13 protein-coding genes and 1 pseudogene are annotated in these 15,013 nt (G+C 40.8%); all 14 read right to left on the reverse strand.

Translation table 11 applies throughout. The features are described from left to right. Nucleotides 1-8: 8 nt before the first annotated feature. Entirely contained in the window at nt 9-470 is a 462-nt protein-coding gene (gene argR, locus TT13_RS02930; protein ID WP_045476499.1) for an arginine repressor, read from the reverse strand. Between the two features lie 191 nt (nt 471-661). Next, the gene (locus TT13_RS02935) at nt 662-2,275 is read right to left on the reverse strand and encodes an ABC transporter permease (protein ID WP_027698603.1); all 1,614 of its coding nucleotides are present in this window, start codon (nt 2,273-2,275) and stop codon (nt 662-664) included. After that, nucleotides 2,262-3,169 (reverse strand): annotated as a pseudogene (locus tag TT13_RS02940) (ABC transporter ATP-binding protein). Before TT13_RS02940 ends, TT13_RS02935 begins: the two are co-directional and overlap by 14 nt. 214 nt (nt 3,170-3,383) lie before the next feature. Continuing rightward, the gene (locus tag TT13_RS02945; RefSeq protein WP_027698604.1) at nt 3,384-3,941 is read right to left on the reverse strand and encodes a TIGR01440 family protein; all 558 of its coding nucleotides are present in this window, start codon (nt 3,939-3,941) and stop codon (nt 3,384-3,386) included. Between the two features lie 10 nt (nt 3,942-3,951). Further along, entirely contained in the window at nt 3,952-4,446 is a 495-nt protein-coding gene (locus TT13_RS02950; protein WP_027698605.1) for an ECF transporter S component, read from the reverse strand. A 28-nt stretch (nt 4,447-4,474) separates the two neighbouring features. Continuing rightward, nucleotides 4,475-5,278, reverse strand: a complete 804-nt coding sequence (locus tag TT13_RS02955; RefSeq protein WP_027698606.1) for a hydroxymethylpyrimidine/phosphomethylpyrimidine kinase — start codon at nt 5,276-5,278, stop codon at nt 4,475-4,477. 142 nt (nt 5,279-5,420) lie between these two features. After that, nucleotides 5,421-7,106, reverse strand: coding sequence for an arginine--tRNA ligase (gene argS, locus TT13_RS02960; RefSeq protein WP_027698607.1), 1,686 nt, complete (start codon nt 7,104-7,106; stop codon nt 5,421-5,423). A gap of 2 nt (nt 7,107-7,108) precedes the next feature. Continuing rightward, a complete protein-coding gene (locus TT13_RS02965) occupies nt 7,109-7,453 on the reverse strand; it encodes a hypothetical protein (RefSeq protein ID WP_027698608.1) in 345 nt (114 codons plus the stop codon). Nucleotides 7,454-7,605: 152 nt separating this feature from the next. Further along, a complete protein-coding gene (murE, locus tag TT13_RS02970; protein WP_027698609.1) occupies nt 7,606-9,120 on the reverse strand; it encodes a UDP-N-acetylmuramyl-tripeptide synthetase in 1,515 nt (504 codons plus the stop codon). A 20-nt stretch (nt 9,121-9,140) separates the two neighbouring features. Next, nucleotides 9,141-10,448 carry a bifunctional folylpolyglutamate synthase/dihydrofolate synthase gene (locus tag TT13_RS02975; protein WP_027698610.1) on the reverse strand — a complete coding sequence of 436 codons (1,308 nt, stop codon included), beginning with the start codon at nt 10,446-10,448 and terminating at the stop codon, nt 9,141-9,143. A 174-nt stretch (nt 10,449-10,622) separates the two neighbouring features. After that, nucleotides 10,623-11,579, reverse strand: coding sequence for a diacylglycerol kinase (locus tag TT13_RS02980; protein ID WP_045476502.1), 957 nt, complete (start codon nt 11,577-11,579; stop codon nt 10,623-10,625). Nucleotides 11,580-11,732: 153 nt separating this feature from the next. Continuing rightward, on the reverse strand, nt 11,733-13,178 hold the full coding sequence (gene gatB, locus TT13_RS02985; RefSeq protein ID WP_027698611.1) for an Asp-tRNA(Asn)/Glu-tRNA(Gln) amidotransferase subunit GatB: 1,446 nt from the start codon (nt 13,176-13,178) through the stop codon (nt 11,733-11,735). After that, nucleotides 13,178-14,635 carry an Asp-tRNA(Asn)/Glu-tRNA(Gln) amidotransferase subunit GatA gene (gene gatA, locus TT13_RS02990; protein WP_027698612.1) on the reverse strand — a complete coding sequence of 486 codons (1,458 nt, stop codon included), beginning with the start codon at nt 14,633-14,635 and terminating at the stop codon, nt 13,178-13,180. Before gatA ends, gatB begins: the two co-directional genes overlap by 1 nt. Then, nucleotides 14,635-14,946 carry an Asp-tRNA(Asn)/Glu-tRNA(Gln) amidotransferase subunit GatC gene (gatC, locus tag TT13_RS02995; protein ID WP_027698613.1) on the reverse strand — a complete coding sequence of 104 codons (312 nt, stop codon included), beginning with the start codon at nt 14,944-14,946 and terminating at the stop codon, nt 14,635-14,637. Before gatC ends, gatA begins: the two co-directional genes overlap by 1 nt. Nucleotides 14,947-15,013: the final 67 nt, after the last annotated feature.

Genomic DNA, 15,013 nt, shown 5'->3' on the forward strand with positions numbered 1-15,013 from the left:
AGAGTATCCTATTGCCAACTATTAAATAACGCTTCAAGCCGGCTCGCCGCATCAACTGATGGTGCTGTAACATAAATCGTGTCATGCCCGGCCAAGGTACCTAATAAGTCATCCATTTCTTCATCGTCTAAGGCCGCACCCAAGCGATTACCATAGCCAGGTAGAGTCTTGATTACAATCATAAATTCAACTCGTTGCATACTTTGTACCAAGTCACTATATAGACTGGCTAAACGATCATTATCATCATTTGTATTTCCATCAAAGGCCATTAACTGATAACGATTTCGTCCTTGACTATCTGGTCGTCGAATAATCAACAACTCCTTAATGTCACGTGAAACTGTTGCCTGAGTTACTTCCACGCCAGCTTGTTCAAGGTGTTGCATTAATTCTTCTTGTGAGTCAATTACACGCTCCTCAATTAATTCTAAAATTAATGCTTGTCGTTCTTTTTTGCGCAGTGCCATTTAATAACCCCCGTAAATTAATACCGTTACCACTATGTATATTATAACCAATTTATTTAACTTTTTCTTAATTCATATTAAAAATGTTAAAAACGAATAAAAGTCCGCAGAATTGAGCATAGCACAGAACCAACCTTTTTCCAAAAGGATCCTCTTGCTTACCAAAACTTACGGACTAATAATATTTTTTCCTAAACTAAATCACGCCGGCGATAACCAATATAGCCAAATACCATTAAGCAGACAGCCACGCCAATTAAACCAAGTAAAGTTCCTGTTTTCACTGTTACAACTGGCAGCTGATAAGTCCAACCAAAAGGCGCTAATTTTAGCAAACCTAGTGGAATATGGAACATTTCTTTCATATAAGTTAATAAAAAGAAAATACCAAAATAGCCATACAGAGCACCAATTATTTTGGGGAACCAACCTATAACTAGGGCAATTATGCCAACTGCTACAACAATCGTTGGCATATAGCCAAAGAGTGCTTTAATAAACATTGCATGAGGCAAAGCATCACCGACACTCTGACGGGCTGCAAACCAAAGGGTTAAAATCCCAATCGTCCAAGTCAATAGTGCCGTGAACAAACCGCCAATTGTATATGTCAAAAATAGGCGTCTACGCGTAACTCTAGTTCCACTAAGTAAATCATAAGCCCCTGAATGAGCATCTTTATTCTGCCTTTGCATTACCATTAAAGCAGCAAAAATTACCATCGCTGCCATAAAAACAATAATCATTGCCAAAAATGACTCATAAACTTTGTTTTGCATTTGATGCAATACTTTTAAGCCCATAATTTGTTGTAACTCAGGCGACGTGTCCACCATCTTACCCACCTGCACAAAGAGGCCACCATACATTACACCTAAAAACACCAAGCCCAAAGTCCAGCCCCAAACTACTTTTTGCTCTAAGCGAATAAAAAGTGTTACATAACTGCGTAGAGCAAAACTAGCTCTTTGGCGCCCATGTCCGTTAAATTGCCAAAAGCCTGCACCTAAGTCACGCCGACTAATCAAGTAATAACTTGTCGTAAACATTAGCAAGATAACAATTATCATCGGCCACAGATAGCTCAAATTGTTTTGCGCAAAAATCTGCATGTCTTCTAGCCAATTAAAGGGTGATAAATAGTGCCAACTTGGGTAATGACTTGCGCCATCAATTACACTACGTAACCCATAAGTCAAAACCAACAATCCGTAGAGGGTAAAAGCCGTTGCTCTTGCATCTGCAAAAAGTTGTGCTGCTAGAACTGTGATTGCCCCAAACATTAACCCAAAAATAGCTAAGGCCAAAGCAAACAAGGCATAGCCTATTAAGTTAGCACCATTCATCTGAATTAACATTGAACCGGCAAAAATTAGGACAGCTAACAAGCCGTTTACAATGATTAGCTCAGTAATCACTACCAAGACAGGTTGGGTTGCTTTAACAGCCCTAGAACGTATCAATTCAGTTGCCCCACTATCCTCATCACCGCGAGTTCCCCGCGTAGCAAGCTGAATGTTCATTAAGGCCACTAAGACGCCCATCATCGCCATCATTAAAGCTGCAAATAAAATTGCCGTCGTCATCTGATGGCCAACTGGCAACCGGCCGAATAGTGCCGCCACCATTGGTGAATTGAGCATCGATTTTAATGAAGCAACTTCGCTAGGCGTATTATAAAGCGTTGCTAGTTTTGATACACCAGAAATTATTATCATTACATTCACAATTAACCAGACAATAATGACCCGTAAGTCACGTTTTAGGGCAGCTAGTAATAGCCAACGAAAGTTATTCTTGATCATCCGTGGCTACCTCCTTGTCTTCTACATAAAACTGTAAGAAGATATCCTCTAATGTTGGTGGTGTAATCTGTAAATCATGCACCATCATTTGACCCAAACTAGCTAAAACTGTTGGAAGTGCTTCATGGCTAACCGTAAAGGAAATTTTATTACCACTTTGCGTAAAATGTGCCTCTTGGCTAAACTTAGCGGCATTAGTCGCATCAGCCAACACGGCTTGTACATTCAATGCGGAAAGCTCCTGCATCTCTGCTAACGTACCAATCTTAACAATCGCACCTTGCCGAATAATTGCAACACGGTCAACCATTTTTCAACTTCCGATAAAATATGTGACGATAACAAGACCGTTTTCCCAGCGGTCTTTAGCGCCAATACTTCTTCTTGAAAATTTCGTTCCTGTAAAGGATCCAAACCTGAGGTTGGCTCATCAAATATATATAAATCGGCATCCGCGGCAAAAGCAGCAATCAAAGCCACCTTTTGCCGGTTACCCTTTGAATATGTCCGGGCCTTTTTCTTAGGATCAAGTTCAAACTTTTTTATTAGGGCGTCCGTTCGATCTGTCCGTGGATGACCACCTAAGCGAAGTAATAAATCAATGATTTCACCACCGGTTAAATTCGGCCATAAAAAGACGTCGCCTGGTACGTAGGCAATTTTCTGGTGGCTTTCTAAGACGTTTGCTTGTGCATCTTGACCTAAAATTTTAATGCTGCCACTATCTTCTTTCAAAAGTCCCAAGATTGTCCGCAAAGTTGTTGATTTTCCGGCACCATTAGGTCCCAAAAATCCAAACACTTCACCCTGATTGATTGAAAATGTAACATCTTTCAAGGCCTGAAACTTGCCAAAATATTTATTGACCCGGTCAAGCTCTAATACTTTTGTCATTTTATAATCCTCATTCTTTCAGCTGGGGTAAAAGCTTATGCCATTATTATGCTCGCTGTTTTCACCATACACAAGCTAATTAACAATAAGTTCACTCTTTAAATTATCATACAAAATCTATTATTTTAAGAAGTAAATACTAAAAATTATTGTACTATGCACTTAGTAAAAAAAAGCAGTCAACCATCTGGTCAACTGCATAAAAAATTTTGCCTTAGGCTTGCATCTCAAAACGATATACGGCACGTTCCCCACCAATTTTTTTAGGCCGACTTGTCAAAGCTGTAACATGGGCTGCACCGAGTTCTTTTATCGCTGGACGAACCGGAATTTGAACATGTTTAACATGCATACCAATCGCTGTATCGCCAATATCAATGCCAGCTTTTGCTACAATAAATTCAACTTCGACCGGGTCATTCATTAGTTCATAGCTAGCAACCTGTCCAGCACCGCCGGCGTGTAAAGCGGGTACTACGGTTACAATTTCTAAATCCTTTTTTTCAGCTAGTTCACGTTCAACCAATAAAGCGCGATTTAAATGTTCGCAAGCTTGAACAGCGAGATAAATTCCCTTCTCAGTCAACTTACTATGGATTACCTGCATAACTGCTCGCCCAATTTCCAAAGAAGAGCCTTGCCCAATTTTTTCACCAGCAACTTCCGATGATGAAAAACCAACAACAAAAATTTCACCAGCTTTAATACCAGTCTGCAACAAAACATCATCTATAATTGCTGCGGTATCAGCCTTAATTTTTTCAAGTTCCACTATCATAATATTAAACCTCGATTCGCTCAATAACTTGTTTTAGACTAGGATACAAAATTAATGCGCCCAAACCACCTAATATTTCCTGTAAAAAATTAGTTGATAATAAATCAACAATTGCACCGCCTAGACCTAATAAGATTAAATCAGCGATGAAATAGCCCACTAGCATCACAAATGCACCTAAAATAACTGCGCCCAACCGCTTATAACCCCTTGCCTGCCAACCGTATTTCCCAACAACATAACCTTGAATACCATGAATAAATAAGGAAAAAAACATATATTGTGGATAACCAGATAAAAAGTCAATCATAAAGGCTGCAATTCCGCCAACTAATAGTCCCCGTCGCGGACCATAAATTAGCGCAATTATAAAAATCATCAAATCAACCAAGGTAAAAATACCACCGCCCACTGGAATTTTGATTACAAAACCCAAAGCGGCGGTTAAAGCAATTAAAATTGCATCTTCACTAATCATTCGTATCTTAGTCTGCTTCATTGCCGGAGGTTCCCTTCTTGTTAGCTTTTCATCTTTGCTTGTAGCGCCTTGCACCCTGCCAAACATTCCCCAAATTTGTTTCAATCGGAACACCAGCTTGAATCCCTTGATAGACAAAGTCCTTTGCGTCTTCAACTGCGCCTAATAAGTTCAACCCCAAACTTAAGTTAGCCGTAATTGCAGCGGCAAAAGTACAGCCTGCACCGTTGACAGTCACAGCGTTTAACATCGTTTTCTCAAAATAATGTACATTTTGTTCACTATCTAACAACAAATCAATTGCTTCTGTCCCAGCTAACCGTTTACCGCCTTTTATCACAACACTGCCATTAAAATCACTTTGAATTTGTTGTGCCAAGGACAACAGTCCGGTCGGAGTTGTGGGTACTGGCCTATTAGCCAATAATGCTGCTTCACTTAGATTAGGTGTAATTACATCAGCATAGGGGAAAATATTTGTACGCATGGCTTGTACCAAATCAGCTAAATCAAGTTGATTGGCTTCTTTAAAAATCAAAACCGGATCAAAAACGACTAACTTAGTGGGGCTTTCCTTTAGGTACTGCCCAACTAATTCAATCAATTCAACCGTTGGCAATAAGCCCAGCTTGATTCCCTCAAGATCCGGCAAGGCAAAGATTGTCGCTAATTGTTCATCAAGTTGCTGGACTTCAGTCGGATAAATTTTAAAATCGTGCTGTACATTTGTAACAATCGAAGTAATTGCCGCTAAACCAAATAGACCATACTCACTAAAAGTTGCTAAATCTGCCTGTAGGCCGCCGGCTGCTAGCGGGTCTGAACCCGCAATCGTTAAAACTTTTTTTACCACCTATATTTACCCCCAAGCGCCTTGTTTTAACTATTGTAGCCCATTTTTTACGTTCTGGTTGCACAGCTTTGCAAGATTAAAGTGAAACTTGTTTAACCAACAAAAAAAGTAGTTCAATTTGCTTGAACTACTTTTAATTAAATTACATTTCTTTTGGTGCTTTTACCCCAAGAATATCTAAGGCACTAGTCAAAACTTGTGATACTGATTGTACCAAAGCCAAACGTGCATTTAGTTGAGCATCCTCGGTCAAAATCTTTGAGTTAGCATAGTACTTGTTGAACGTACGAGCTAAGTTCAAAGCATACTTAGCAATGATTGATGGCTCACGATCACGCCAAGCGCGACGAACAACCTCAGTATAGTCTGCCAAGAGTTTCTCAGTTTCCCAAACTGCTTCATCATCAATTGCCAAGTTTGTCAAATCTAATTCTGGCATACCAGCTTTACGCAACAAAGATTGTGCACGGGCATTGGTATATTGAACATAAGGACCAGTATCACCCTCAAAACGCACAACGTCTTCTAGGTTAAAGTCGAAGTTACCAATCCGTTCATTCATCAAATCATGGAAGACCACCGCACCGGTTCCAACTTCGTGCGCGACAACTTCCTTATTAGGCAAGTCTGGATTTTTCTCCTCAATTTGCTTAGCTGCTAAGCTAATTGAATCATTCAAAACTTCCTTCAACAGGATAATCCGGCCTGAACGAGTTGACAACTTCTTACCGCCAACCGTGATTAGACCAAACTGGATGTGCTCAATGTCATCAGACCACTCAAAGCCCATCTCCTTAAGCACAGCCTTAAGCTGCATAAAGTGATTCCTTTGTTCGCCACCAACAACATAAAGTGACTTTACAAAGTCGTAGTTACGCTTACGGAAAAGAGCTGCCGCCAAGTCACGCGTAATATACAAAGTTGCTCCATCGGTCCGCTGAATCATGGCCACATTCAAATCATACTTATCAAGGTCAACGACCATGGCACCCTTTGACTCATGTAACAAATCTTTTTCCTTCAAAATGTCAACGATTTCGTCCATCTTGTCGTTATAGAAAGATTCACCAGCAAATGAGTCAAACTTGATGTCAAGCATGTCGTAAATTTCCATGAATTCCTTCAAAGACTCATCACGGAACCATGACCATAGCTCATGCGCTTCTTGATCACCATCTTCTAGCTTCTTGAACCATGCACGACCCTCATCATCAAGCTCAGGGTTCTCCTTAGCTTCCTCATGGAAGCGTACATAATACTTAACTAATGTATTGATTGGATCATTGGTAACTTCTTCTTTTGAACCCCAGCGCTTGTAGGCTGACATCAACTTTCCAAATTGCGTACCCCAATCACCAAGATGGTTAATCTTAACTGGCTGGTAGCCGTTAGCCGTAGCTAAGTTGGCAATCGCATTTCCAATAACTGTTGAACGTAAGTGGCCCATTGACATTGGCTTAGCAATATTTGGTGAAGACATATCAATCGTGATATGACCAGTCTGACCATCAGCATTATTTCCATAAGCGTTGTTAGTTAAGACCGTATGCAAAACATCAGCCCCAAAGTCTGCTTGATTCAAGAAGAAATTAACATATGGACCAGCTGCCTTAACGGCCTTAAAACCAGTCTGGTCAATTTGGGCTACCAATTCTGCTGCAATTTGTTGTGGTGCCATCTTACGGGCTTTAGCCAAAACAAAAGTTGGGAAAGCAAAATCACCCATTGTTGAATCTTTAGGTACTTCAATTTTTGCCAAAACATCGGCAGCTGCTAGCTCTGGCACAATTGTGGTCAGTGCATCTGCAACACTCTGCTTATAATCCATAATTAGTCTTCTTCCTTTTCGTCCTCATCGTCGTCTTCATCTTCAATCAAGTCTGCAGGCATCGCTTCTTCCTCTTCCTCAGCTTCTTCAGCATTCAAGCGAGGAGCAGGATTATCAGTCTTAATCAAGATTTTAGTCTCTGACATGCGTACAACAGCACGATGATTATATTCATTAACTGTTGCAGTATCTTCTGGATCAAACTCAGTGATATTTACTAGCAAAGAATGCTCATAAATCCGTTCAACAATCCCTTTAAAATCGTGTTCGAAATTTGCAAACTTCTTGCCCGCAACAAAATCTCCCAAGTCAAATTCAGATGTATTTTCAACAGGTTCTTTAGCCATGATATGACAACTCCCTTATTCCAATTTAATAGCCAAAATTCGGCAAGTTGCTATATTATAGCAAAATTATTGGAATCTTTCATCATTTTCTAATCCCTGTTTTTTTATTCATTATAGCACAGGTGTTTGAATTTTTATTCATTTTTTTGAAATTAATCTAGTAAACGATGGGCAATTGCAAAGTCATTTTCATAAGGTGTATCAACCCCATTAATTTTCTGGTACTCATCCATTCCTTTACCAGCCAAAACGGTTACATCATCTGGTCCAGCGGCATTAATTGCCATTGTAATTGCCGCAGTCCGATCCATTTCACGAATAACGGTCACTTTAGAATCAGTGATGTGAGCTTGAATTTCATCTGCAATTACGGCTGGATCTTCATATTGCGGATCATCAGCGGTTAAATAAACCACATCTGCCGAAGCATTAACGGCTTTACCAATCCCTGGTCGTCGTGACACCCCTTTATTACCTGTAGCCCCGACAACAATCTGTAATTTGCCAGCTGCCTTATTTTGCTTAGCAAAATTAAGTAAAGCGGCAATTGATGCATAATTATGAGCATAATCAACATATACCGTCCCATGCTCAGCAGAAGTTATTACCTCCATCCGGCCTGGAATTTTAACTGTATTTAGTGCTTCATGCATTGCAGCGGTGTCTGTTCCAATCAAACGACTGGCAATCATTGCAGCTAAGGCATTTCCTTGGTTAAAATCACCAGGAATATCTAATTCATATTCACCTGCAATACCTAAGCGTCCCGCTTGTTGATTATCCTCATAAACGGCAAAAGTTGAACGCCGTAAATCAGCATTCACTGTTGCGTAGGTTAAATCAGCACGATTACCATCATCAGCCAAACGACCGTACAACCAAATTGCATCGCCGGGATGGCTCTGCTCAGCACGTTCAATCAAATCAGTAAAATGGTCTGAATCAACATTAATAATTACTTGATCTGAATGGTCAAGTAATTGCATCTTGCATTCTAAATAATCGGCAAAAGTTGGGTGTTCATTTTCACCAACGTGGTCTGGGCTAATGTTTAAAAAGATCCCCACATCATAACGAAGCCCATAAACTCTTTCTTTCTTATAAGCCTGAGAAGAGACCTCCATCACCATTGCCTGCATACCATTGTCAACGGCTTCTCGCATCCAAGCAAAAAGGTCCAATGACTCAGGGGTTGTTAGATGTGCCCGATAATGGTTTTCAGGCTGATTACCGGTGATTACTTCTAAGGTTGATGAGAGGGCAACCCGTTCATCTGTAGCTATCTTTAACATTTCATGAGCCATGTAAGCTGTCGATGTCTTACCCTTTGTACCAGTAATGCCAATTAACTTTAGTTGTTCTTGCGGATAATCGTAATAAGCCATCGCCAAAATTGACATTGCAGCAGCTACATCAGCTACAACCCAGGTTGGTAACTCAGTTGATAATGCAAAATCTGCTGGTACAACTAACGCCGTCAAACCATTTTGCTCAGCCTCAGCTAAATATTCAGCTTTAAAGGCACCTTTGACAAACAATAGACTACCACTTTTTACTTTTTTAGAATTATAGGCTAATTGATCAACTTGCCCGGCAAAATCCGGCTTACTTACTAAAAGCCCTTCTGTTGTTAAAAGATTATTTATTTGCTCTGCAGTTAATTTCAAGAGTTAATCCCCCATCAAATTTAAATTCTTTCATCACTTTGAATTGCTCGTAACGTATAAAATGATCCGGTTACGATAATCATCGCTTGTGATGATTCACGAACACGCCGTGCTAGCTGAATTGCGGCACTAGGATCATCAGCAATTTCAACATCAACGTTACTCATCATCACAATTCGTGCTGCCAAAGCGTCAGCAGAAATTACATGCTTATAGCTTGGTGCTTCAGGTGTTACTGCAATAATCGTCTCAACATTGGGCAAGAGTTCATCCAAAATTTCTTGGGTATTTGAATTCTCTAGCAAGCCCAAAATCACCGTTGGCTTAAAAGCTAAATGCCAAGCACGCATTGAAGCAACTAAGGCCCGAATTCCCTCTGGATTGTGGGCTCCATCATATAAAATATTCCGTTCTTTATCGTATTCCATCCGCCCAGGGATTTTCACATCAGCTAAGCCTTGCTTAATTGCATCATCAGAAATTTGGCAATCCATGCTCTTCAACACGTCGATAATTTGCATTACTGTACTTAAATTATGTACTTGATAGGCCCCAGTTAGTCCTAAATGAACATTTTCTAAATTATCAATATTAACGTTTAAGCCATTTGGGCTACCAGATAGAAGGGTAATTTTAGGCCGCGGTAAAGTATTCCAATACGCCCCAACTTCGGCGACCTTAGCCTCAAGGACTTTATACACTTCAATTGCCTGACCTGGATAATTAACAACCATTGCTCCGGGCTTAATCAATTCTGCTTTTTCATTCGCAATTGCTGCGATTGAATCCTCTTTTTCCTCAAGGTCATCTTCATTAATCTTAGTAATCGCAATAATTACCGGATTGGTAACCATATTGGTTGCATCATTGATGCCGCCCCAACCAGCTTCCAAGATTACAAAATCAGTGCCAACTTCCGCAAAATAATATAAAGCAACTAGCGTCCACCATTCTTGTCCAGATAAAGTATCTTGGTGCCCACCGTGTTCCTCAATTACTTGTTTTATATGCCCATAAATTCGCATAAAAGTATCTTTGGCAATCATTTGATGATTAACACTCACCATCTCACGGTCGTCCATAATTGCTGGAGTTGAAAAATGCCCAACTTTGTAGCCAGCGGCAATTAAAATATCGGCGGTCATTACACCCGTTGAACCCTTACCATTTGTACCCGTAATATGAATAATCTTTGACTGTAAGTCTGGGTCACCCAACCAATGTAAAATTTCTTGGAGCATGGCAATCCGGCTACCTGCTGTATTTGCTGGCCACCAATTTTCATCCAAACGTGCCGTAATCTGTTGTAACGTTTCTACTTTACCCATAACATACACCTTATTTATAAGATTATTCTATATTTTCGTATCTAACCCTAATTCTATCATAAATCGCATCACGTCCATTGTTAATTCTGTCTCTAGCAAGCAAATGTTAATCAATTTTTTAAACCAAAAATAAAAGTCCTAAAACCTCAAATACGGCTTCACGACTTTTAATGACTATTCAGGTAATTTTAACGGCTCAGATAGCAGTGTATCATCTGCCATGCCAGCAATATTAGCAACCATTTCAATATGTTGTTGATAATTTTGGAAGACCATTGGTACATCGCCACCATACTCACCATCAAGATTAATTGAAATTTTAGCTGAATCATTCAAAGCTTCAATCTTAACCTGCTTTGATTTTACGTAAATCAAATTTTCATTTTCAACATGTCGACCCCCGGCCAAGACTTCACCAATCAAGCCAAGCATATCAGAAAATTTAGTTGTTTTAACAATTAATAAAGTAAATTTACCATCATCCAAACGTGCATCGGGCACAATTTGCTCAAAACCACCAACCGAATTGGTCAAAGCCAAAAAGAACATTGAGGCCGTTCCCTCATAGCTCCCCTCATCGTACTCAATACGCACATCAATTGGTTGGACATGGGTCAATAACTCAGCTCCCTTAACCACGTAAGCTAAATAACCGTACATTGACTTCAATTTTGATGGAACTTGATAGGTTAATTCAGTCAATGAACCACCCGCTGCAATATTAATGAAGTAAGTATCATTTGCACGACCGACATCCATTTTAGCGGTCTGACCGGCCAAAATTAACTTCGCCGCTTCTAGTGGATTATCACGTGGAATTGCCAAGGCCCGTGCATAATCATTGGTCGTCCCAGAAGGAATAATCGCTAAACGAGGGCGCGTAGCTAAAGGCGCAATTCCATTAACAACTTCATTAATAGTACCATCACCACCAGCTGCAATTAACAACTCAAAGCCTGCCTCCGCCGCCCGGCGCGCTTCTTTTTCTGCAGACTTTGGCTCGGCCGTGGTAGCAAAGGCACTCGTTTCATAGCCGGCCATTTCATATACATTTAAAATATCTACCAAATCTCGGCGAATGGCTTCACGCCCTGAAGTGGGATTATAAATGATGCGTGCTCGACGTGTCATTTGAGGACCCTCCTAAAATTTTTCTATGTATCTGAACCCAAAATAATCGAGTCAGCTCACCAAGAACCTAATAATATAGTTCTTTGAGCATGCCTATCTTGGCATGGCTGCCTTTAGATTATCTTGAAAAATGAGTTCAGTTTATACTTATTTTTATTCTGGCTTCCGTGCTTGCAACTCAGCCATCAAGATTTCATTAACCACTGTAGGGTTTGCATTACCCTTAGTTTGTTTCATAACTTGACCGACCAAGGCCCCAACGGCCCGGTCTTTACCATTATGGAAATCAATAATTGATTGCTCGTTCTTATCCAAAATTCCAGTAATAATTGGCGTTAAGGTGGCTGGATCAGATAATTGCTTCAAGCCGTTTTCTTCAACGAAGGCTACCGCGTCCTCACCCTTAGTAACAGCGACAAAGACGCGCTTAGCCATCTTAGTTGAAATTGTGCCATCTTCAATCATCTTAATCATGGCTGCTAAATTCTCTGGTTGCAACTTAGTTTCTTGCAAATCAAGATGAGCTTCATTCAAAAAGGCATTGACCTCACCCATTACATAATTAGCTGAACGGACTGGTTCGGCCCCTTGCGCAACCATTACATCGAAGAAATCAGACATTTCCAAAGTTTGTGTCAAAACTTCAGCGGCATATGGTTCAAGCCCTAAGGTATCGATATAGTGAGCCCGACGAGCTGGCGCTGACTTTGGTAATTCAGTCCGCACTTGCTCAATCCAAGCTTGACTAATGTGGACCGGTGCCAAGTCTGGTTCTGGGAAATAACGATAATCATCGGCTGTTTCCTTTTCCCGCATCAAAACGGTCACATTGCTAGCTGAATCATAACGACGGGTTTGTTGCTTAACAACCCCACCAGCCAAATAAATCTTTGCTTGTCGTTCCTCTTCATAGGCTAAAGCCTTACGCACATAGTTTAATGAATTTAAGTTTTTCAACTCAACGCGCTCACCATGTACTTGTGACCCAATTGGTCGAATTGAGATATTAGCATCAACTCGCATTGAACCTTCTTGCATCTTGACGTCTGATACACCAGAGAATTGAATTGTTTGGCGTAAAGCTTCAAGGTAAGCATAAGCTTCTTCTGGTGTGTGTAAATCAGGGGCACCAACAATTTCAATCAAAGGTGTGCCCTGACGGTTCAAATCAACATAAGAATAACCATCATGACCGTGGGTATTCTTACCTGCATCCTCTTCAACGTGCAATTCGGTGATACCAACTAGCTTTTTCTCACCGTCAACTTCAATTTCTAGTTGACCATTTGAAGCCAATGGCTCAAATTGTTGCGTGATTTGGTAAGCTTTAGGATTATCTGGATAGAAGTAGTTTTTTCGATCCCAATGTAATACTGGTCGGATTTCTGCCCCTAGTGCCAAAGCAGCTCGAATACCATAATCCAACGCTCCTTTGTTGGCCTGCGGTAATACTCCTGGGTAACCCCAATCAATTACATTGGTGTTAGCATTTGGCGTTGCTCCGAACTGAACGGGCGAAGGTGACATTGCTTTAGAGTTAGTCTTCATTTCAACGTGGACTTCTAATCCAATCGTTGTTTCAAAATTAGGTACTGCCATTACTTATCACCTCCTGGAACTTGTTCAAACAATCGGGTTGCTTGTTCAAAGGCATAGGCCACGCGATAGACTGTCTCCTCGGCAAAGCGGTCACCAATTAACTGCATACCAACCGGTAGTCCGTTACTGAAACCAGCATTGATTGACAAACCAGGCAAGCCAGCCATGTTAACTGGGATTGTTAGTACGTCATTCATGTAAGTGATTTCTGGATCATCTTCATTTTGACCGAAGCCATAAGCGACATTTGGTGTCGCTGGTGCAACAATCAAATCATAGTCCGCAAACACTTTATCGAAATCTTGATTCATCAGAGTTCGAACTTGGGCGGCCTGCTTGAAGAATTTTTCATAAGCACCAGCTGACAAAGCATAAGTACCTAGCATAATCCGTTGTTTAACTTCATCACCAAAGCCTTGTGTACGTGTTTGCACATAAAGGTCTTCCAAAGTCTTAACGTCCTTAGCCCTAAAGCCATAGCGAATGCCATCAAATCTTTGCAAATTTGATGATGCTTCAGCTGAACCTAGGATATAATAAGCAGCCACTCCATACTTAGTATGGGGAAGTGAAACTTCATCCACAATTGCCCCTAATGCTTCTAATTGATTAATGGCTTGACGCACAATGTCTTTGACAGCGGCGTTAACACCAGCCCCAAAGTATTCTTTTGGTACGGCAATTTTTAGACCCTTAATATCGCCATTCAAAGAAGCCGTGAAATCTGGTACGGCTCGATTTGAAGTCGTCTGGTCATTTGCATCCTGGCCAGCTAAGGCAGACAATACAGCGGCATTATCTTTAACTGTCCGCGTGAATTGACCAACCTGATCCAAAGATGAGGCAAATGCGACAACACCAAAACGCGAAACGCGACCATAAGATGGCTTCATTCCAACAATTCCGTTGAAAGCCGCTGGTTGGCGAATTGAACCACCAGTATCTGTTCCAAGGGCAAATGGTACTTGTCCGGCCCCAACCGTGACCGCTGAACCAGATGATGACCCACCAGGCACCTTCGTCTGGTCCCAAGCATTTTTAGTTGTCTTATAGTAAGAAGTTTCACCAGTTGAACCCATTGCAAATTCATCTAGATTGGTCTTACCAACACCAATCGCCCCGGCCTTACGCATTTTCTCAACAACGGTTGCATCAAAAACCGGCTTAAATCCTTCTAGGATATGTGAAGCCGCGGTTGTTTGAACACCCTTAGTTAAAATATTGTCCTTAATTCCATAAGGAATCCCTGACAAAAGATTATTAGCATCAATTCCAGCTGCATCAACCGCAGCGGCTGTTTCAATTGCCTCATCCTCCATAGTCGTGATGTAGGCTTCATACTTACTATCCGTTGCTGCAATATTGGCTAAGGTTGCTTTAGTCAACTCAACTGCTGATACTTCGCGGTTCAACAATTGTTCATGCAAAGTTGTTAAATCTGTATGCAAAAAATTCATTAACCTTCACCTCCTTCATCCAAAATTGCCGGCACCTTAATCAGGTTATCGGTATGTTCTGGTGCATTTGCTAATAATTCAGCGGCTTGATTTGCTTGAACTGCCACATCATCACGCAACACTGTATCCATATCCGTCACTGAAAAAGTTGGTTGAACATTACTTGTATCAACTTCTCCTAGCATGTTAACCATTTCAAAAATCTTTTCCAAATGGTCAGTAAACATTGCCGCATCGTTATCCGTTAATGCCAACTTAGCTAACCCGGCAACGTGCATAACTTCTTCACGGGTAATCATTTCTTCTTCCATGATTTTTCCTTTCAAAATCAATTTAAATTTTATTCTACTAGTCCTATCAGCTTAGACGCCTGGCCAA

The sequence above is a fragment of the Weissella oryzae SG25 genome (assembly GCF_000691805.2).
Lineage (GTDB): Bacteria > Bacillota > Bacilli > Lactobacillales > Lactobacillaceae > Weissella > Weissella oryzae.

Excerpts from the sequence above, each read along its gene's own strand:
- argR (WP_045476499.1), bottom strand. The coding sequence starts at position 470 with ATGGCACTGCGCAAAAAAGAACGACAAGCATTAATTTTAGAATTAATT.
- TT13_RS02935 (WP_027698603.1), bottom strand. The coding sequence starts at position 2,275 with ATGATCAAGAATAACTTTCGTTGGCTATTACTAGCTGCCCTAAAACGT.
- TT13_RS02950 (WP_027698605.1), bottom strand. The coding sequence starts at position 4,446 with ATGAAGCAGACTAAGATACGAATGATTAGTGAAGATGCAATTTTAATT.
- argS (WP_027698607.1), bottom strand. The coding sequence starts at position 7,106 with ATGGATTATAAGCAGAGTGTTGCAGATGCACTGACCACAATTGTGCCA.
- TT13_RS02965 (WP_027698608.1), bottom strand. The coding sequence starts at position 7,453 with ATGGCTAAAGAACCTGTTGAAAATACATCTGAATTTGACTTGGGAGAT.
- TT13_RS02975 (WP_027698610.1), bottom strand. The coding sequence starts at position 10,448 with ATGGGTAAAGTAGAAACGTTACAACAGATTACGGCACGTTTGGATGAA.
- TT13_RS02980 (WP_045476502.1), bottom strand. The coding sequence starts at position 11,579 with ATGACACGTCGAGCACGCATCATTTATAATCCCACTTCAGGGCGTGAA.
- gatB (WP_027698611.1), bottom strand. The coding sequence starts at position 13,178 with ATGGCAGTACCTAATTTTGAAACAACGATTGGATTAGAAGTCCACGTT.
- gatA (WP_027698612.1), bottom strand. The coding sequence starts at position 14,635 with ATGAATTTTTTGCATACAGATTTAACAACTTTGCATGAACAATTGTTG.
- gatC (WP_027698613.1), bottom strand. The coding sequence starts at position 14,946 with ATGGAAGAAGAAATGATTACCCGTGAAGAAGTTATGCACGTTGCCGGG.